The sequence below is a fragment of the Photobacterium damselae subsp. damselae genome, assembly GCF_038086725.1.
Taxonomy (GTDB): Bacteria; Pseudomonadota; Gammaproteobacteria; order Enterobacterales; family Vibrionaceae; genus Photobacterium; species Photobacterium damselae.
The window spans coordinates 215,835-236,831 of sequence record NZ_CP146970.1; the positions used below are offsets into that span (position 1 = coordinate 215,835).

The 20,997-nt window shown below is 48.7% G+C and carries 4 protein-coding genes, 7 tRNA genes, 8 rRNA genes and 1 riboswitch; of the genes, 18 read left to right on the forward strand and 1 reads right to left on the reverse strand.

Annotated features, from left to right (window positions below; translation table 11 throughout):
- Positions 1-140: 140 nt before the first annotated feature.
- Positions 141-361, forward strand: a riboswitch (cobalamin riboswitch).
- A 17-nt stretch (positions 362-378) separates the two neighbouring features.
- The 3 genes from WAX86_RS00990 to murI are packed head-to-tail and all read left to right on the forward strand — an operon-like array spanning position 379 to position 3,809.
- Positions 379-2,208: a TonB-dependent receptor domain-containing protein gene (locus WAX86_RS00990; protein WP_138241399.1), complete on the forward strand. Its 1,830-nt coding sequence runs from the start codon at positions 379-381 to the stop codon at positions 2,206-2,208.
- A 50-nt stretch (positions 2,209-2,258) separates the two neighbouring features.
- Positions 2,259-2,930: an ATPase gene (locus WAX86_RS00995; RefSeq protein WP_341489363.1), complete on the forward strand. Its 672-nt coding sequence runs from the start codon at positions 2,259-2,261 to the stop codon at positions 2,928-2,930.
- A 57-nt stretch (positions 2,931-2,987) separates the two neighbouring features.
- On the forward strand, positions 2,988-3,809 hold the full coding sequence (murI, locus tag WAX86_RS01000) for a glutamate racemase (protein ID WP_044179096.1): 822 nt from the start codon (positions 2,988-2,990) through the stop codon (positions 3,807-3,809).
- On the opposite strand, the gene WAX86_RS01005 is transcribed toward murI, so the two are convergent.
- Positions 3,778-4,230 carry an RNA-binding protein gene (locus WAX86_RS01005; protein ID WP_044179099.1) on the reverse strand — a complete coding sequence of 151 codons (453 nt, stop codon included), beginning with the start codon at positions 4,228-4,230 and terminating at the stop codon, positions 3,778-3,780. The genes murI and WAX86_RS01005 overlap by 32 nt on opposite strands.
- 461 nt (positions 4,231-4,691) lie before the next feature.
- On the opposite strand from WAX86_RS01005, the gene WAX86_RS01010 reads away from it, so the two are divergent.
- From WAX86_RS01010 to WAX86_RS01080, 15 genes are all read left to right on the forward strand, one after another.
- Positions 4,692-6,242, forward strand: a 16S ribosomal RNA gene (locus WAX86_RS01010).
- A 71-nt stretch (positions 6,243-6,313) separates the two neighbouring features.
- Positions 6,314-6,390: transfer RNA gene (locus tag WAX86_RS01015), tRNA-Ile, on the forward strand.
- 44 nt (positions 6,391-6,434) lie between these two features.
- A tRNA-Ala gene (locus tag WAX86_RS01020) sits at positions 6,435-6,510 on the forward strand.
- Positions 6,511-6,746: 236 nt separating this feature from the next.
- Positions 6,747-9,640 (forward strand): 23S ribosomal RNA (locus WAX86_RS01025).
- Between the two features lie 160 nt (positions 9,641-9,800).
- Positions 9,801-9,916: ribosomal RNA gene (rrf, locus tag WAX86_RS01030) — 5S ribosomal RNA — on the forward strand.
- 386 nt (positions 9,917-10,302) lie between these two features.
- Positions 10,303-11,854: ribosomal RNA gene (locus tag WAX86_RS01035) — 16S ribosomal RNA — on the forward strand.
- A gap of 98 nt (positions 11,855-11,952) precedes the next feature.
- A tRNA-Glu gene (locus WAX86_RS01040) sits at positions 11,953-12,028 on the forward strand.
- A 1-nt stretch (position 12,029) separates the two neighbouring features.
- Positions 12,030-12,105, forward strand: a tRNA-Lys gene (locus tag WAX86_RS01045).
- Positions 12,106-12,134: 29 nt separating this feature from the next.
- Positions 12,135-12,210, forward strand: a tRNA-Val gene (locus WAX86_RS01050).
- A 255-nt stretch (positions 12,211-12,465) separates the two neighbouring features.
- Positions 12,466-15,358 (forward strand): 23S ribosomal RNA (locus WAX86_RS01055).
- 160 nt (positions 15,359-15,518) lie between these two features.
- Positions 15,519-15,634, forward strand: a 5S ribosomal RNA gene (rrf, locus tag WAX86_RS01060).
- Positions 15,635-16,021: 387 nt separating this feature from the next.
- Positions 16,022-17,573 (forward strand): 16S ribosomal RNA (locus WAX86_RS01065).
- Positions 17,574-17,644: 71 nt separating this feature from the next.
- A tRNA-Ile gene (locus tag WAX86_RS01070) sits at positions 17,645-17,721 on the forward strand.
- A 44-nt stretch (positions 17,722-17,765) separates the two neighbouring features.
- Positions 17,766-17,841 (forward strand) — tRNA-Ala (locus tag WAX86_RS01075).
- Positions 17,842-18,096: 255 nt separating this feature from the next.
- Positions 18,097-20,990 (forward strand): 23S ribosomal RNA (locus WAX86_RS01080).
- Together the 16S, 23S and 5S rRNA genes with 7 tRNA genes alongside form the textbook arrangement of a ribosomal RNA operon.
- Positions 20,991-20,997: the final 7 nt, after the last annotated feature.

Below are 20,997 nucleotides of genomic sequence, written 5' to 3' on the forward strand. Positions count from 1 at the left end.
CCTCTACTGCTCAAAATAAGAGCGCAAGATTTTATTGGATTGAACACTGATGTCCAGTGCTGTGGATGATAAAAGTGTAGTTTACCTCGATTATTTCTATGCAATAACAAACAAGACTAGACAGATTTTGCTTCACTCTCTAGGATGCCTGTTGCGCTGGTTAGCCTAATAGTTAGGTGAGGGAATATGGTGTAAATCCATAACTGACGCGCAGCGGTGATAGAGAACGAACGCAACAGGGACGCTGTTCCAGACACTGTTTTGCTCTAATTTATATTAGAAACAAGATGGGAAGTCGTTGCCTAGGTGGTGAATACCTTGCTCTTAAGTCCGAATACCAACCAGTGAATCACCCAACGCGACTTAAGGTAAACATAAATGAAAAAATCTTTTTTAGCAGTGTCAGTAGCGACGCTGTGCTCTTCCTTTGCACCGTTAGCTTTTGCTGCTGATGATGTCGATTCTAATGATGTTATGGTAGTAACGGCCAACCGCTTTGCTCAACCTTTAAAAACCGTTATTGCTCCTATCTCAGTTGTAACAAAAGAAGAAATTGATGCGATTCAGGCAAAATCAATGGCAGAAGTCCTGCGCTTGTTGCCTGGGGTTCAAGTGGTTTCTGGTGGCTTGGGGCAAAATACCGAAGTGTATGTTCGCGGTACTTCTAGTAAACACTTATTGGTGATGATCAATGGGGTTCGTATTGGTAGTGCAACATTAGGTAGTGCTGACTTTAGCCAGATCCCTCTTACCGGTATTGAACGTATTGAACTAATTCGTGGTTCTCGTGCAGCGCTATATGGTTCAGATGCGATTGGAGGAGTCTTAAATATCATTACCGCTTACCAACCAGGTGAGCAACAAGTACAGGCGACCGTGAGTGGCGGCAGTGAAGGTTATTATCAGGTTGGTGCTTCTGCTGCAGGACAAATCGGTACTGAAGGTTGGGGTAAGTTAGCTATTCGAACAGAAGGTAATGATGGCTTCTCTGCGCGTCAACTGCCTTATGAGCAAGATAAAGATGGCTTTACGAGTAAAAATGCTGTTGCTGAGCTAGGGCGTCATCTGGGTGATAATTGGAAAGTGAGCCTACAAGGCTATTTCCATAAAGGTAAAAACGAATACGATGATGCAGACTTTTTTGGCAATAACAAACCAAATCCGAGAGCGGAGAATGAGCTTTATAACATTGCAGGTAAAGCCAACTATTCGACAGAGCGTTACACGAGTGAACTAACCCTTGCTCAAAACCAAGATAAAGCGAAAAACTACAATGACATTGAAGTTGGAAGTGAGATTAAAACTACCCGTCTTCTAGCAAACTGGCAAAACCACTATCAAGTGAATGAGAATTGGCAAATTGGTGGTGGAACAGAATGGCACCGCGATAAAGTTTCGAACAGTACTCAGCAATACAGCAAAGATCAACGCGACAATACAGCTTTCTATTTAACGTCTATCTATAAATTACAAGATTGGCAGTTTGAAGGCAGTGCTCGTACTGATGATAACCAAAGCTATGGTCGGCATAATACTTGGCAGTTAGGGTCATCTTATCAAATCACACCAGAAGTAAAGTCTTACGCAAGTGTGGGTACCGCTTTTAAAGCACCGACATTTAATGATCTGTATTGGCCTGTTAGTGGTAACCCAGACCTGCAACCGGAAGAGTCTACTAATTATGAGTTAGGGTTAAGTGGTCATCATCAATTGTTAGATTGGAGTGTTACAGCTTACCGCAATGATATTGACCAATTGATAGCTTGGGCCCCTAATGCAACGGGTATGTGGATTCCACAAAATGTGGCCAAAGCTAAAATCAAAGGGGTTGAGCTTACAACTGGGTTTGCAACAGGCCCTATCTATCACGATATCAGTTATGATTATCTAGAGCCGGAAGACGCGGCAACAGGAAATCAATTAATCCGTCGCTCTAAACATAATGCTAAGTGGCGTATGAGCTATCTGCTTGATGATTGGCAGTTTGATGTGAATACTATTTATCATGGTAGCAGTTATGAAGATGCGACCAATAAGCAAAAAATGGATGCTTATACGCTGGTGGATCTAGCAGCAAGTTACTATATGACAGAGCACCTTACACTGCGTGGCCGTATTGGTAATCTGTTTGATGCAGATTATCAGACTCGTACGAGCTATAACACTCCAGAGCGTACTTATTACGCAACAGCAACGTATCAATTCTAATTACTTACCAGAGCCAGCCTTAACCACTGGCTCTGATCATTTTTATTATGATGAAAAAAATCAAAGTTATTATTAGTTGGTCTTCTGGGAAAGATTCTACCTTGATGCTATGTCGTTTATTAGAAGATCCTCGGTATGAAGTCGTTGGTCTCTATACGACTTATGTTGGTGAAGAAGTCCCGTTCCAAGCCACACCATTATCTGTAGTGGAAAAACAAGCTCAATTGTTGAATTTGCCTTTAGTCTTAATTGCCTTGCCTGAAATTTTCCCACCCAATGAAATTTACCAACAAAGTGTAGTGGATGGATTAAAACAGAGTCAGATTGATTTTGATGCGGTGGCGTTTGGCGATATGTTTTGTAATGGTATTGCAGATTATCGACGTAGTTACATTGAACCTGTTGGTTGGCTATGTGTTTTTCCTCTGTTGGGTGAAAGCAGTAGTAAATTGGCAGCAGAGATTGTATCAAGAGGGATAAAGACCCGATTGATTACTGTCGATACTAGCCAATTAGACAGCCAGTACTGTGGTCAGTGGTATAACGATGAGCTAGTTAAGTCACTTCCTGATAGTACCGATCCTTGTGGCGAGGATGGCGAATTTCATACCTTAGTGGTGGATGCGCCTTGTTTTGCTGAGCCACTACAACTTCATTGGCTCAATGTTGAACGACAACCTCGTTTTCATTATTTGCGCTACCAGTTGGTTAATAATCGGTAAAGCTTTACAAAGAGAGATTCGATTTTTTCTCTGCACGCAGTATGATGTGCACTCTTGATGTTTGTTGATATATGGTGTCGCGTGAAAAAGGTCGTAATTTTTGACTCTGGGGTTGGTGGGTTATCTGTCTATCAAGAGATCCGAGCGCGACTGCCTCAAGCGCAATATATCTATGCATTCGATAATGCGGCTTTTCCTTATGGAGAGCTACCACAACAAGTATTGATTGAGCGGGCTTGCCACATCATTACTAACTTGGTGGCCCGTCATCAAGCCGATCTGGTTGTTGTCGCTTGCAATACAGCAAGTACCATTGTCCTTCCTGCATTACGTCAGCAACTGACCATTCCTGTTGTTGGAGTAGTTCCAGCCATTAAACCTGCAGCTCAAGCTTCATTAAGTAAATCGATTGGTCTTTTAGCAACGCCTGCGACCGTAGAGCGACCTTATACTCATGATTTGGTCAAACAATTTGCTCAGGATTGCCAAGTTCTGATGTTAGGAACCACACGTCTGGTGGAGATGGCAGAAGAAAAATTGCAAGGTGAGGTGGTTTCGCTTAATGAATTGGCCCAAATTTTAGCACCATGGTTAGGTAAAGTAGATACCATAGTACTGGGCTGTACTCACTTTCCTCTTATGCGAGCTGAAATCCAGCAGGTATGTGGTGCAGGGGTAACAATTATTGATTCAGGCAAAGCGATAGCCAATCGAGTGGTATCGCTATTGCCTGAGAGTGCTACACAAGATGCAGCATTAGAAGAGATGGATAACTTGACTTACTGCAGTGCCAAACCGACTCGGTTAGATGCGCTGAATAAAAGTTTACAAGAAATGAAATTGGGTGCTATTCAGTGTCTGAATTATCCATATTTTTAGGTTCATTAGCTTCACGAACTTTCAAAGTACGTTGACCGTATTCCTTATTATTGAGTTTATCGACGGCAAGTTCAGCTTCTTGGCTTGCCATAACAACAAAACCGAACCCTCTACGTTTACCCGTTCTTTTATCCTTCATTAAACGAACCGCAAAGACTTCGCCGTATTCAGAGAAAAGCTCCTTAACATCACTTTCATTGGCTCGATAGGGTAGGTTACCGACATAAAGTGTTTTGCTCGCATTATTCAACGACGGTGCTGGTTGTACTTTACCCTCAAGCATAAAGAGAACCGTCAGACCTGAGATTATTGTCCCGATAGCAAACGCTAATGCTGCTGGTATGGCGATAGCATTAAAAATTAATGCGCCAACAACAGCAATAGCGATGATCGTTATGAGTATTTGATTTTTTAACTTCATAGAAAACTACATCGTCATATATTTATTAGAAAAGAATGCACTATTGGTTATTTTAACAACAGGGTCACAAGAATCTTACTTTTATTAAGATGTAATTGCTAGAAAAGGAGTGTGACCATACTCTAATGTTGTAAAAACACCCTTTATTCACACATTAGTTTAAATTATCAACAGACGGTAATTTTTTTCAAAAAAAGGCTTGTCAGATAAAACTTTCTCCCTATAATGCGACCTCACTGACACGGACAACGGCGCAAGCGGTTACCGAAAGTCAGTATTGTTCTTTAACAATTTGACCATGCAATCTGTGTGGGCACTCGTGAAATGATTTAGTCTAAAAGATTTAATCAATGAAACTGAGTGACCAAGTGATACGTAAGTATCAGCACAGTCAATTCATTCATCATTTATGATGAATTAACAGTATTCATTGAGCCGTATCGTTAGATACAACAAAACTTTAATTGAAGAGTTTGATCATGGCTCAGATTGAACGCTGGCGGCAGGCCTAACACATGCAAGTCGAGCGGCAGCGACTTAACTGAACCTTCGGGGAACGTTAAGGGCGGCGAGCGGCGGACGGGTGAGTAATGCCTGGGAATATGCCCTGATGTGGGGGATAACTATTGGAAACGATAGCTAATACCGCATAATCTCTTCGGAGCAAAGAGGGGGACCTTCGGGCCTCTCGCGTCAGGATTAGCCCAGGTGGGATTAGCTTGTTGGTGAGGTAATGGCTCACCAAGGCTACGATCCCTAGCTGGTCTGAGAGGATGATCAGCCACACTGGAACTGAGACACGGTCCAGACTCCTACGGGAGGCAGCAGTGGGGAATATTGCACAATGGGGAAACCCTGATGCAGCCATGCCGCGTGTGTGAAGAAGGCCTTCGGGTTGTAAAGCACTTTCAGTAGGGAGGAAGGTAGTGTAGTTAACACCTGCATTATTTGACGTTACCTACAGAAGAAGCACCGGCTAACTCCGTGCCAGCAGCCGCGGTAATACGGAGGGTGCGAGCGTTAATCGGAATTACTGGGCGTAAAGCGCATGCAGGCGGCCTGTTAAGTCAGATGTGAAAGCCCGGGGCTTAACCTCGGAATTGCATTTGAAACTGGCAGGCTAGAGTCTTGTAGAGGGGGGTAGAATTTCAGGTGTAGCGGTGAAATGCGTAGAGATCTGAAGGAATACCAGTGGCGAAGGCGGCCCCCTGGACAAAGACTGACGCTCAGATGCGAAAGCGTGGGGAGCAAACAGGATTAGATACCCTGGTAGTCCACGCCGTAAACGATGTCTACTTGGAGGTTGTGGCCTTGAGCCGTGGCTTTCGGAGCTAACGCGTTAAGTAGACCGCCTGGGGAGTACGGTCGCAAGATTAAAACTCAAATGAATTGACGGGGGCCCGCACAAGCGGTGGAGCATGTGGTTTAATTCGATGCAACGCGAAGAACCTTACCTACTCTTGACATCCAGAGAAACTTGAAGAGATTCGAGTGTGCCTTCGGGAGCTCTGAGACAGGTGCTGCATGGCTGTCGTCAGCTCGTGTTGTGAAATGTTGGGTTAAGTCCCGCAACGAGCGCAACCCTTATCCTTGTTTGCCAGCACTTCGGGTGGGAACTCCAGGGAGACTGCCGGTGATAAACCGGAGGAAGGTGGGGACGACGTCAAGTCATCATGGCCCTTACGAGTAGGGCTACACACGTGCTACAATGGCATATACAGAGGGCAGCAAGACCGCGAGGTGGAGCGAATCCCAGAAAGTATGTCGTAGTCCGGATCGGAGTCTGCAACTCGACTCCGTGAAGTCGGAATCGCTAGTAATCGTGGATCAGAATGCCACGGTGAATACGTTCCCGGGCCTTGTACACACCGCCCGTCACACCATGGGAGTGGGCTGCACCAGAAGTAGATAGCTTAACCTTCGGGAGGGCGTTTACCACGGTGTGGTTCATGACTGGGGTGAAGTCGTAACAAGGTAGCCCTAGGGGAACCTGGGGCTGGATCACCTCCTTACAAAAAAGACTGCGCTTTACGCAGTGTCCACACAGATTGCTTGGTTAATAGTAAAGAACGCAAAAAGACTTGGGTCTGTAGCTCAGGTGGTTAGAGCGCACCCCTGATAAGGGTGAGGTCGGTGGTTCGAGTCCACTCAGACCCACCACTTTCTCTCCCAGAGAAAGTGATGGTTAAGTCTTTTGTTTCGATGGGGTTATAGCTCAGCTGGGAGAGCGCCTGCCTTGCACGCAGGAGGTCTGCGGTTCGATCCCGCATAGCTCCACCACTTCTTAAACACACTACCGAGTGTCTTTAAGAAGTGGTTCGAAAGAAACACAATGCTCTTTAACAATCTGGAAAGCTGACTAGTAAATTCAATCGAATGATTGATTTATTTTAAGTTTTTATCGAAAGATAAAAACGAGTTCTCAAAACAAACACATTCAAGTGTCTTGTGTAAGAGTCCGGCGAAAACATAAAAACCTTGGTTGTTGAGCCATACGAAACCTCTTGGGGTTGTATGGTTAAGTGACTAAGCGTACACGGTGGATGCCTGGGCAGTCAGAGGCGATGAAGGACGTACTAACTTGCGATAAGCGTAGATGAGGCAGTAAGAGCCACTTGAGTCTACGATTTCCGAATGGGGAAACCCAACTGCATAAGCAGTTATCTCAATGTGAATTCATAGCATTGTGAGGCGAACCGGGGGAACTGAAACATCTAAGTACCCCGAGGAAGAGAAATCAACCGAGATTCCGGCAGTAGCGGCGAGCGAAACCGGATTAGCCCTTAAGCTAATCTTGCGTTAGGTGAACATGCTGGAAAGCATGGCAATAAAGGGTGATAGCCCCGTAACCAACAGCGCATTATCAGTGAAATCGAGTAGGACGGGACACGTGTTATCCTGTCTGAATATGGGGGGACCATCCTCCAAGGCTAAATACTCCTGACTGACCGATAGTGAACCAGTACCGTGAGGGAAAGGCGAAAAGTACCCCTGTGAGGGGAGTGAAATAGAACCTGAAACCGTGTACGTACAAGCAGTAGGAGCAGGCCTAGTCCTGTGACTGCGTACCTTTTGTATAATGGGTCAGCGACTTAATTTTAGTAGCAAGGTTAACCATCTAGGGGAGCCGTAGGGAAACCGAGTCTTAACTGGGCGTCATAGTTGCTAGGATTAGACCCGAAACCGAGTGATCTAGCCATGGGCAGGTTGAAGATTGAGTAACATCAATTGGAGGACCGAACCGACTAATGTTGAAAAATTAGCGGATGACTTGTGGCTAGGGGTGAAAGGCCAATCAAACTCGGAGATAGCTGGTTCTCCCCGAAAGCTATTTAGGTAGCGCCTCGGACGAATACTACTGGGGGTAGAGCACTGTTAAGGCTAGGGGGTCATCCCGACTTACCAACCCTTTGCAAACTCCGAATACCAGTAAGTACTATCCGGGAGACACACGGCGGGTGCTAACGTCCGTCGTGAAGAGGGAAACAACCCAGACCGCCAGCTAAGGTCCCAAAGTTATAGCTAAGTGGGAAACGATGTGGGAAGGCTCAGACAGCCAGGATGTTGGCTTAGAAGCAGCCATCATTTAAAGAAAGCGTAATAGCTCACTGGTCGAGTCGGCCTGCGCGGAAGATTTAACGGGGCTAAGCTATACACCGAAGCTGCGGCAATGTGCTTATGCACATTGGGTAGGGGAGCGTTCTGTAAGCCGTCGAAGGTGCATTGTAAAGTGTGCTGGAGGTATCAGAAGTGCGAATGCTGACATGAGTAACGACAAAGGGAGTGAAAAACTCCCTCGCCGGAAGACCAAGGGTTCCTGTCCAACGTTAATCGGGGCAGGGTGAGTCGACCCCTAAGGCGAGGCCGAAAGGCGTAGTCGATGGGAAACGGGTTAATATTCCCGTACTTCTTACTATTGCGATGGGGGGACGGAGAAGGCTAGGTGAGCCTGGCGACGGTTGTCCAGGTCCAAGTACGTAGGTGGATGAATTAGGCAAATCCGGTTCATCATTAACACTGAGATACGATGTCGAGCTACTACGGTAGCGAAGTCATTGATGCCATGCTTCCGGGAAAAGCCTCTAAGCTTCAGATAGTAAGAAATCGTACCCCAAACCGACACAGGTGGTCGGGTAGAGAATACCAAGGCGCTTGAGAGAACTCGGGTGAAGGAACTAGGCAAAATGGTACCGTAACTTCGGGAGAAGGTACGCTCTTAATGGTGAAGTCCCTCGCGGATGGAGCTATCGAGAGTCGCAGATACCAGGTGGCTGCAACTGTTTATTAAAAACACAGCACTGTGCAAAATCGAAAGATGACGTATACGGTGTGACGCCTGCCCGGTGCCGGAAGGTTAATTGATGGGGTTAGACGTAAGTCGAAGCTCTTGATCGAAGCCCCGGTAAACGGCGGCCGTAACTATAACGGTCCTAAGGTAGCGAAATTCCTTGTCGGGTAAGTTCCGACCTGCACGAATGGCGTAATGATGGCCACGCTGTCTCCACCCGAGACTCAGTGAAATTGAAATCGCTGTGAAGATGCAGCGTACCCGCGGCTAGACGGAAAGACCCCGTGAACCTTTACTACAGCTTGGCACTGAACATTGACCCTACATGTGTAGGATAGGTGGGAGACTTTGAAACGCAGACGCCAGTTTGCGTGGAGTCGTCCTTGAAATACCACCCTTGTAGTGTTGATGTTCTAACTTGGCCCCATCATCTGGGGTGAGGACAGTGCCTGGTGGGTAGTTGGACTGGGGCGGTCTCCTCCCAAAGAGTAACGGAGGAGCACGAAGGTGGGCTAATCACGGTCGGACATCGTGAGGTTAGTGCAATGGCATAAGCCCGCTTAACTGCGAGAATGACGGTTCGAGCAGGTGCGAAAGCAGGTCATAGTGATCCGGTGGTTCTGTATGGAAGGGCCATCGCTCAACGGATAAAAGGTACTCCGGGGATAACAGGCTGATACCGCCCAAGAGTTCATATCGACGGCGGTGTTTGGCACCTCGATGTCGGCTCATCACATCCTGGGGCTGAAGTCGGTCCCAAGGGTATGGCTGTTCGCCATTTAAAGTGGTACGCGAGCTGGGTTTAGAACGTCGTGAGACAGTTCGGTCCCTATCTGCCGTGGGCGTTGGATGATTGAGAGGGGCTGCTCCTAGTACGAGAGGACCGGAGTGGACGAACCTCTGGTGTTCGGGTTGTGTCGCCAGACGCATTGCCCGGTAGCTAAGTTCGGAATCGATAACCGCTGAAAGCATCTAAGCGGGAAGCGAGCCTCAAGATGAGTCATCCCTGATACTATAAGTATCCTAAAGGGTTGTTGGAGACTACGACGTAGATAGGCAGGGTGTGTAAGCGCTGTGAGGCGTTGAGCTAACCTGTACTAATTGCCCGTGAGGCTTAACCATACAACACCCAAGGGGTTTTATCGGACTCCACAAACACTTGAATGTAAGTTTGAGACCGCGAGAATCGAGTTATCGAGTATCGCGATAGTCAGTTTTTAAGATTGTAACGTTAGGAGTCTCGTATCGAGAAATCTCGACACTCGTAACGAAAAAGAATTTGCTTGGCGACCTTAGCGCTGTGGTCCCACCTGAATCCATGCCGAACTCAGAAGTGAAACGCAGCAGCGCCGATGGTAGTGTGGGGTCTCCCCATGTGAGAGTAGGACATCGCCAAGCGCCCATTTTGAAAGCCCGCTTTGCTGAGCGGGCTTTTATTTCGCTCCCACTGATTGGAATGTGAGCGACGTCAATATAAGGTTTTTATTTTTTAACCACTTGGTGAAAAAGTTGAAAATTTTATCTTGACTGAATATCAGAAAAGCGTATTATACGCCACCTGACTTGCTGAAGCACAAAACGCTAAGGCATTGAATAGTCAACGTTCTTTAACAATTTGACCATGCAATCTGTGTGGGCACTCGTGAAATGATTTAGTCTAAAAGATTTAATCAATGAAACTGAGTGACCAAGTGATACTTCGGTATCAGCACAGTCAATTCATTCATCATTTATGATGAATTAACAGTATTCATTGAGCCGTATCATTAGATACAACAAAACTTTAATTGAAGAGTTTGATCATGGCTCAGATTGAACGCTGGCGGCAGGCCTAACACATGCAAGTCGAGCGGCAGCGACTTAACTGAACCTTCGGGGAACGTTAAGGGCGGCGAGCGGCGGACGGGTGAGTAATGCCTGGGAATATGCCCTGATGTGGGGGATAACTATTGGAAACGATAGCTAATACCGCATAATCTCTTCGGAGCAAAGAGGGGGACCTTCGGGCCTCTCGCGTCAGGATTAGCCCAGGTGGGATTAGCTTGTTGGTGAGGTAATGGCTCACCAAGGCAACGATCCCTAGCTGGTCTGAGAGGATGATCAGCCACACTGGAACTGAGACACGGTCCAGACTCCTACGGGAGGCAGCAGTGGGGAATATTGCACAATGGGGGAAACCCTGATGCAGCCATGCCGCGTGTGTGAAGAAGGCCTTCGGGTTGTAAAGCACTTTCAGTAGGGAGGAAGGTAGTGTAGTTAACACCTGCACTATTTGACGTTACCTACAGAAGAAGCACCGGCTAACTCCGTGCCAGCAGCCGCGGTAATACGGAGGGTGCGAGCGTTAATCGGAATTACTGGGCGTAAAGCGCATGCAGGCGGCCTGTTAAGTCAGATGTGAAAGCCCGGGGCTTAACCTCGGAATTGCATTTGAAACTGGCAGGCTAGAGTCTTGTAGAGGGGGGTAGAATTTCAGGTGTAGCGGTGAAATGCGTAGAGATCTGAAGGAATACCAGTGGCGAAGGCGGCCCCCTGGACAAAGACTGACGCTCAGATGCGAAAGCGTGGGGAGCAAACAGGATTAGATACCCTGGTAGTCCACGCCGTAAACGATGTCTACTTGGAGGTTGTGGCCTTGAGCCGTGGCTTTCGGAGCTAACGCGTTAAGTAGACCGCCTGGGGAGTACGGTCGCAAGATTAAAACTCAAATGAATTGACGGGGGCCCGCACAAGCGGTGGAGCATGTGGTTTAATTCGATGCAACGCGAAGAACCTTACCTACTCTTGACATCCAGAGAAGCTTGAAGAGATTCGAGTGTGCCTTCGGGAACTCTGAGACAGGTGCTGCATGGCTGTCGTCAGCTCGTGTTGTGAAATGTTGGGTTAAGTCCCGCAACGAGCGCAACCCTTATCCTTGTTTGCCAGCACTTCGGGTGGGAACTCCAGGGAGACTGCCGGTGATAAACCGGAGGAAGGTGGGGACGACGTCAAGTCATCATGGCCCTTACGAGTAGGGCTACACACGTGCTACAATGGCATATACAGAGGGCAGCAAGACCGCGAGGTGGAGCGAATCCCAGAAAGTATGTCGTAGTCCGGATCGGAGTCTGCAACTCGACTCCGTGAAGTCGGAATCGCTAGTAATCGTGGATCAGAATGCCACGGTGAATACGTTCCCGGGCCTTGTACACACCGCCCGTCACACCATGGGAGTGGGCTGCACCAGAAGTAGATAGCTTAACCTTCGGGAGGGCGTTTACCACGGTGTGGTTCATGACTGGGGTGAAGTCGTAACAAGGTAGCCCTAGGGGAACCTGGGGCTGGATCACCTCCTTACAAAAAAGACTGCGCTTTGCGTAGTGTCCACACAGATTGCTTGGTTGAAATGTAAAAGAGCCACTTAATGTTGCCCAACAACATTAAGTACGAACAGTGTCCCGTTCGTCTAGAGGCCTAGGACACCGCCCTTTCACGGCGGTAACAGGGGTTCGACTCCCCTACGGGACGCCACGGGTCGTTAGCTCAGTTGGTAGAGCAGTTGACTTTTAATCAATTGGTCGCAGGTTCGAATCCTGCACGACCCACCATCTTCTCCTCGAAGATGTAAAACTTCGGAGGGCGATTAGCTCAGTTGGGAGAGCACCTCCCTTACAAGGAGGGGGTCACTGGTTCGAGCCCGGTATCGCCCACCACTCTTTAAGCACTCTTGCGAGAGTTTTTAAAAAGTGGTTCGAAAGAAACACAATGCTCTTTAACAATCTGGAAAGCTGACTAGTAAATTCAATCGAATGATTGATTTATTTTAAGTTTTTATCGAAAGATAAAAACGAGTTCTCAAAACAAACACATTCAAGTGTCTTGTGTAAGAGTCCGGCGAAACAACGTCTATCACAACTCAGATAGACAACCTTGGTTGTTTGAACATACGAAACCTCTTGGGGTTGTATGGTTAAGTGACTAAGCGTACACGGTGGATGCCTGGGCAGTCAGAGGCGATGAAGGACGTACTAACTTGCGATAAGCGTAGATGAGGCAGTAAGAGCCACTTGAGTCTACGATTTCCGAATGGGGAAACCCAGCTGCATAAGCAGTTATCTCAATGTGAATTCATAGCATTGTGAGGCGAACCGGGGGAACTGAAACATCTAAGTACCCCGAGGAAGAGAAATCAACCGAGATTCCGGCAGTAGCGGCGAGCGAAACCGGATTAGCCCTTAAGCTAATCTTGCGTTAGGTGGAACATGCTGGAAAGCATGGCAATAAAGGGTGATAGCCCCGTAACCAACAGCGCTTTATCAGTGAAATCGAGTAGGACGGGACACGTGTTATCCTGTCTGAATATGGGGGGACCATCCTCCAAGGCTAAATACTCCTGACTGACCGATAGTGAACCAGTACCGTGAGGGAAAGGCGAAAAGTACCCCTGTGAGGGGAGTGAAATAGAACCTGAAACCGTGTACGTACAAGCAGTAGGAGCAGGCTTGTCCTGTGACTGCGTACCTTTTGTATAATGGGTCAGCGACTTAATTTTAGTAGCAAGGTTAACCATCTAGGGGAGCCGTAGGGAAACCGAGTCTTAACTGGGCGTCATAGTTGCTAGGATTAGACCCGAAACCGAGTGATCTAGCCATGGGCAGGTTGAAGATTGAGTAACATCAATTGGAGGACCGAACCGACTAATGTTGAAAAATTAGCGGATGACTTGTGGCTAGGGGTGAAAGGCCAATCAAACTCGGAGATAGCTGGTTCTCCCCGAAAGCTATTTAGGTAGCGCCTCGGACGAATACTACTGGGGGTAGAGCACTGTTAAGGCTAGGGGGTCATCCCGACTTACCAACCCTTTGCAAACTCCGAATACCAGTAAGTACTATCCGGGAGACACACGGCGGGTGCTAACGTCCGTCGTGAAGAGGGAAACAACCCAGACCGCCAGCTAAGGTCCCAAAGTTATAGCTAAGTGGGAAACGATGTGGGAAGGCTCAGACAGCCAGGATGTTGGCTTAGAAGCAGCCATCATTTAAAGAAAGCGTAATAGCTCACTGGTCGAGTCGGCCTGCGCGGAAGATTTAACGGGGCTAAGCTATACACCGAAGCTGCGGCAATGTGCTTTGCACATTGGGTAGGGGAGCGTTCTGTAAGCCGTCGAAGGTGCATTGTAAAGTGTGCTGGAGGTATCAGAAGTGCGAATGCTGACATGAGTAACGACAAAGGGAGTGAAAAACTCCCTCGCCGGAAGACCAAGGGTTCCTGTCCAACGTTAATCGGGGCAGGGTGAGTCGACCCCTAAGGCGAGGCCGAAAGGCGTAGTCGATGGGAAACGGGTTAATATTCCCGTACTTCTTACTATTGCGATGGGGGGACGGAGAAGGCTAGGTGAGCCTGGCGACGGTTGTCCAGGTCCAAGTACGTAGGTGGATGAATTAGGCAAATCCGGTTCATCATTAACACTGAGATACGATGTCGAGCTACTACGGTAGCGAAGTCATTGATGCCATGCTTCCGGGAAAAGCCTCTAAGCTTCAGATAGTAAGAAATCGTACCCCAAACCGACACAGGTGGTCGGGTAGAGAATACCAAGGCGCTTGAGAGAACTCGGGTGAAGGAACTAGGCAAAATGGTACCGTAACTTCGGGAGAAGGTACGCTCTTAACGGTGAAGTCCCTCGCGGATGGAGCTGTCGAGAGTCGCAGATACCAGGTGGCTGCAACTGTTTATTAAAAACACAGCACTGTGCAAAATCGAAAGATGACGTATACGGTGTGACGCCTGCCCGGTGCCGGAAGGTTAATTGATGGGGTTAGACGTAAGTCGAAGCTCTTGATCGAAGCCCCGGTAAACGGCGGCCGTAACTATAACGGTCCTAAGGTAGCGAAATTCCTTGTCGGGTAAGTTCCGACCTGCACGAATGGCGTAATGATGGCCACGCTGTCTCCACCCGAGACTCAGTGAAATTGAAATCGCTGTGAAGATGCAGCGTACCCGCGGCTAGACGGAAAGACCCCGTGAACCTTTACTACAGCTTGGCACTGAACATTGACCCTACATGTGTAGGATAGGTGGGAGACTTTGAAACGCAGACGCCAGTTTGCGTGGAGTCGTCCTTGAAATACCACCCTTGTAGTGTTGATGTTCTAACTTGGCCCCATCATCTGGGGTGAGGACAGTGCCTGGTGGGTAGTTTGACTGGGGCGGTCTCCTCCCAAAGAGTAACGGAGGAGCACGAAGGTGGGCTAATCACGGTCGGACATCGTGAGGTTAGTGCAATGGCATAAGCCCGCTTAACTGCGAGAATGACGGTTCGAGCAGGTGCGAAAGCAGGTCATAGTGATCCGGTGGTTCTGTATGGAAGGGCCATCGCTCAACGGATAAAAGGTACTCCGGGGATAACAGGCTGATACCGCCCAAGAGTTCATATCGACGGCGGTGTTTGGCACCTCGATGTCGGCTCATCACATCCTGGGGCTGAAGTCGGTCCCAAGGGTATGGCTGTTCGCCATTTAAAGTGGTACGCGAGCTGGGTTTAGAACGTCGTGAGACAGTTCGGTCCCTATCTGCCGTGGGCGTTGGATGATTGAGAGGGGCTGCTCCTAGTACGAGAGGACCGGAGTGGACGAACCTCTGGTGTTCGGGTTGTGTCGCCAGACGCATTGCCCGGTAGCTAAGTTCGGAATCGATAACCGCTGAAAGCATCTAAGCGGGAAGCGAGCCTCAAGATGAGTCATCCCTGATACTTTAAGTATCCTAAAGGGTTGTTGGAGACTACGACGTAGATAGGCAGGGTGTGTAAGCGCTGTGAGGCGTTGAGCTAACCTGTACTAATTGCCCGTGAGGCTTAACCATACAACACCCAAGGGGTTTTATCGGACTCCACAAACACTTGAATGTAAGTTTGAGACCGCGAGAATCGAGTTATCGAGTATCGCGATAGTCAGTTTTTAAGATTGTAACGTTAGGAGTCTCGTATCGAGAAATCTCGACACTCGTAACGAAAAAGAATTTGCTTGGCGACCTTAGCGCTGTGGTCCCACCTGAATCCATGCCGAACTCAGAAGTGAAACGCAGCAGCGCCGATGGTAGTGTGGGGTCTCCCCATGTGAGAGTAGGACATCGCCAAGCGGCCATTTTGAAAGCCCGCTTTGCTGAGCGGGCTTTTATTTCGCTCCCGCTGATTGGAATGTGAGCGACGTCAATATAAGGTTTTTACTTTTTAACCACTTGGTGAAAAAGTTGAAAATTTTATCTTGACTGAATATCAGAAAAGCGTATTATACGCCACCTGACTTGCTGAAGCACAAAAGGCTAAGGCATTGAATAGTCAACGTTCTTTAACAATTTGACCATGCAATCTGTGTGGGCACTCGTAAAATGATTTAGTCTAAAAGATTTAATCAATGAAACTGAGTGACCAAGTGATACGTAAGTATCAGCACAGTCAATTCATTCATCATTTTATGATGAATTAACAGTATTCATTGAGCCGTATCGTTAGATACAACAAAACTTTAATTGAAGAGTTTGATCATGGCTCAGATTGAACGCTGGCGGCAGGCCTAACACATGCAAGTCGAGCGGCAGCGACTTAACTGAACCTTCGGGGAACGTTAAGGGCGGCGAGCGGCGGACGGGTGAGTAATGCCTGGGAATATGCCCTGATGTGGGGGATAACTATTGGAAACGATAGCTAATACCGCATAATCTCTTCGGAGCAAAGAGGGGGACCTTCGGGCCTCTCGCGTCAGGATTAGCCCAGGTGGGATTAGCTTGTTGGTGAGGTAATGGCTCACCAAGGCAACGATCCCTAGCTGGTCTGAGAGGATGATCAGCCACACTGGAACTGAGACACGGTCCAGACTCCTACGGGAGGCAGCAGTGGGGAATATTGCACAATGGGGGAAACCCTGATGCAGCCATGCCGCGTGTGTGAAGAAGGCCTTCGGGTTGTAAAGCACTTTCAGTAGGGAGGAAGGTAGTGTAGTTAACACCTGCACTATTTGACGTTACCTACAGAAGAAGCACCGGCTAACTCCGTGCCAGCAGCCGCGGTAATACGGAGGGTGCGAGCGTTAATCGGAATTACTGGGCGTAAAGCGCATGCAGGCGGCCTGTTAAGTCAGATGTGAAAGCCCGGGGCTTAACCTCGGAATTGCATTTGAAACTGGCAGGCTAGAGTCTTGTAGAGGGGGGTAGAATTTCAGGTGTAGCGGTGAAATGCGTAGAGATCTGAAGGAATACCAGTGGCGAAGGCGGCCCCCTGGACAAAGACTGACGCTCAGATGCGAAAGCGTGGGGAGCAAACAGGATTAGATACCCTGGTAGTCCACGCCGTAAACGATGTCTACTTGGAGGTTGTGGCCTTGAGCCGTGGCTTTCGGAGCTAACGCGTTAAGTAGACCGCCTGGGGAGTACGGTCGCAAGATTAAAACTCAAATGAATTGACGGGGGCCCGCACAAGCGGTGGAGCATGTGGTTTAATTCGATGCAACGCGAAGAACCTTACCTACTCTTGACATCCAGAGAAGCTTGAAGAGATTCGAGTGTGCCTTCGGGAACTCTGAGACAGGTGCTGCATGGCTGTCGTCAGCTCGTGTTGTGAAATGTTGGGTTAAGTCCCGCAACGAGCGCAACCCTTATCCTTGTTTGCCAGCACTTCGGGTGGGAACTCCAGGGAGACTGCCGGTGATAAACCGGAGGAAGGTGGGGACGACGTCAAGTCATCATGGCCCTTACGAGTAGGGCTACACACGTGCTACAATGGCATATACAGAGGGCAGCAAGACCGCGAGGTGGAGCGAATCCCAGAAAGTATGTCGTAGTCCGGATCGGAGTCTGCAACTCGACTCCGTGAAGTCGGAATCGCTAGTAATCGTGGATCAGAATGCCACGGTGAATACGTTCCCGGGCCTTGTACACACCGCCCGTCACACCATGGGAGTGGGCTGCACCAGAAGTAGATAGCTTAACCTTCGGGAGGGCGTTTACCACGGTGTGGTTCATGACTGGGGTGAAGTCGTAACAAGGTAGCCCTAGGGGAACCTGGGGCTGGATCACCTCCTTACAAAAAAGACTGCGCTTTGCGTAGTGTCCACACAGATTGCTTGGTTAATAGTAAAGAACGCAAAAAGACTTGGGTCTGTAGCTCAGGTGGTTAGAGCGCACCCCTGATAAGGGTGAGGTCGGTGGTTCGAGTCCACTCAGACCCACCACTTTCTCTCCCAGAGAAAGTGATGGTTAAGTCTTTTGTTTCGATGGGGTTATAGCTCAGCTGGGAGAGCGCCTGCCTTGCACGCAGGAGGTCTGCGGTTCGATCCCGCATAGCTCCACCACTTCTTAAACACACTACCGAGTGTCTTTAAGAAGTGGTTCGAAAGAAACACAATGCTCTTTAACAATCTGGAAAGCTGACTAGTAAATTCAATCGAATGATTGATTTATTTTAAGTTTTTATCGAAAGATAAAAACGAGTTCTCAAAACAAACACATTCAAGTGTCTTGTGTAAGAGTCCGGCGAAACAACGTCTATCACAACTCAGATAGACAACCTTGGTTGTTTGAACATACGAAACCTCTTGGGGTTGTATGGTTAAGTGACTAAGCGTACACGGTGGATGCCTGGGCAGTCAGAGGCGATGAAGGACGTACTAACTTGCGATAAGCGTAGATGAGGCAGTAAGAGCCACTTGAGTCTACGATTTCCGAATGGGGAAACCCAACTGCATAAGCAGTTATCTCAATGTGAATTCATAGCATTGTGAGGCGAACCGGGGGAACTGAAACATCTAAGTACCCCGAGGAAGAGAAATCAACCGAGATTCCGGCAGTAGCGGCGAGCGAAACCGGATTAGCCCTTAAGCTAATCTTGCGTTAGGTGAACATGCTGGAAAGCATGGCAATAAAGGGTGATAGCCCCGTAACCAACAGCGCTTTATCAGTGAAATCGAGTAGGACGGGACACGTGTTATCCTGTCTGAATATGGGGGGACCATCCTCCAAGGCTAAATACTCCTGACTGACCGATAGTGAACCAGTACCGTGAGGGAAAGGCGAAAAGTACCCCTGTGAGGGGAGTGAAATAGAACCTGAAACCGTGTACGTACAAGCAGTAGGAGCAGGCTTGTCCTGTGACTGCGTACCTTTTGTATAATGGGTCAGCGACTTAATTTTAGTAGCAAGGTTAACCATCTAGGGGAGCCGTAGGGAAACCGAGTCTTAACTGGGCGTCATAGTTGCTAGGATTAGACCCGAAACCGAGTGATCTAGCCATGGGCAGGTTGAAGATTGAGTAACATCAATTGGAGGACCGAACCGACTAATGTTGAAAAATTAGCGGATGACTTGTGGCTAGGGGTGAAAGGCCAATCAAACTCGGAGATAGCTGGTTCTCCCCGAAAGCTATTTAGGGTAGCGCCTCGGACGAATACTACTGGGGGTAGAGCACTGTTAAGGCTAGGGGGTCATCCCGACTTACCAACCCTTTGCAAACTCCGAATACCAGTAAGTACTATCCGGGAGACACACGGCGGGTGCTAACGTCCGTCGTGAAGAGGGAAACAACCCAGACCGCCAGCTAAGGTCCCAAAGTTATAGCTAAGTGGGAAACGATGTGGGAAGGCTCAGACAGCCAGGATGTTGGCTTAGAAGCAGCCATCATTTAAAGAAAGCGTAATAGCTCACTGGTCGAGTCGGCCTGCGCGGAAGATTTAACGGGGCTAAGCTATACACCGAAGCTGCGGCAATGTGCTTATGCACATTGGGTAGGGGAGCGTTCTGTAAGCCGTCGAAGGTGCATTGTAAAGTGTGCTGGAGGTATCAGAAGTGCGAATGCTGACATGAGTAACGACAAAGGGAGTGAAAAACTCCCTCGCCGGAAGACCAAGGGTTCCTGTCCAACGTTAATCGGGGCAGGGTGAGTCGACCCCTAAGGCGAGGCCGAAAGGCGTAGTCGATGGGAAACGGGTTAATATTCCCGTACTTCTTACTATTGCGATGGGGGGACGGAGAAGGCTAGGTGAGCCTGGCGACGGTTGTCCAGGTCCAAGTACGTAGGTGGATGAATTAGGCAAATCCGGTTCATCATTAACACTGAGATACGATGTCGAGCTACTACGGTAGCGAAGTCATTGATGCCATGCTTCCGGGAAAAGCCTCTAAGCTTCAGATAGTAAGAAATCGTACCCCAAACCGACACAGGTGGTCGGGTAGAGAATACCAAGGCGCTTGAGAGAACTCGGGTGAAGGAACTAGGCAAAATGGTACCGTAACTTCGGGAGAAGGTACGCTCTTAACGGTGAAGTCCCTCGCGGATGGAGCTGTCGAGAGTCGCAGATACCAGGTGGCTGCAACTGTTTATTAAAAACACAGCACTGTGCAAAATCGAAAGATGACGTATACGGTGTGACGCCTGCCCGGTGCCGGAAGGTTAATTGATGGGGTTAGACGTAAGTCGAAGCTCTTGATCGAAGCCCCGGTAAACGGCGGCCGTAACTATAACGGTCCTAAGGTAGCGAAATTCCTTGTCGGGTAAGTTCCGACCTGCACGAATGGCGTAATGATGGCCACGCTGTCTCCACCCGAGACTCAGTGAAATTGAAATCGCTGTGAAGATGCAGCGTACCCGCGGCTAGACGGAAAGACCCCGTGAACCTTTACTACAGCTTGGCACTGAACATTGACCCTACATGTGTAGGATAGGTGGGAGACTTTGAAACGCAGACGCCAGTTTGCGTGGAGTCGTCCTTGAAATACCACCCTTGTAGTGTTGATGTTCTAACTTGGCCCCATCATCTGGGGTGAGGACAGTGCCTGGTGGGTAGTTTGACTGGGGCGGTCTCCTCCCAAAGAGTAACGGAGGAGCACGAAGGTGGGCTAATCACGGTCGGACATCGTGAGGTTAGTGCAATGGCATAAGCCCGCTTAACTGCGAGAATGACGGTTCGAGCAGGTGCGAAAGCAGGTCATAGTGATCCGGTGGTTCTGTATGGAAGGGCCATCGCTCAACGGATAAAAGGTACTCCGGGGATAACAGGCTGATACCGCCCAAGAGTTCATATCGACGGCGGTGTTTGGCACCTCGATGTCGGCTCATCACATCCTGGGGCTGAAGTCGGTCCCAAGGGTATGGCTGTTCGCCATTTAAAGTGGTACGCGAGCTGGGTTTAGAACGTCGTGAGACAGTTCGGTCCCTATCTGCCGTGGGCGTTGGATGATTGAGAGGGGCTGCTCCTAGTACGAGAGGACCGGAGTGGACGAACCTCTGGTGTTCGGGTTGTGTCGCCAGACGCATTGCCCGGTAGCTAAGTTCGGAATCGATAACCGCTGAAAGCATCTAAGCGGGAAGCGAGCCTCAAGATGAGTCATCCCTGATACTTTAAGTATCCTAAAGGGTTGTTGGAGACTACGACGTAGATAGGCAGGGTGTGTAAGCGCTGTGAGGCGTTGAGCTAACCTGTACTAATTGCCCGTGAGGCTTAACCATACAACAC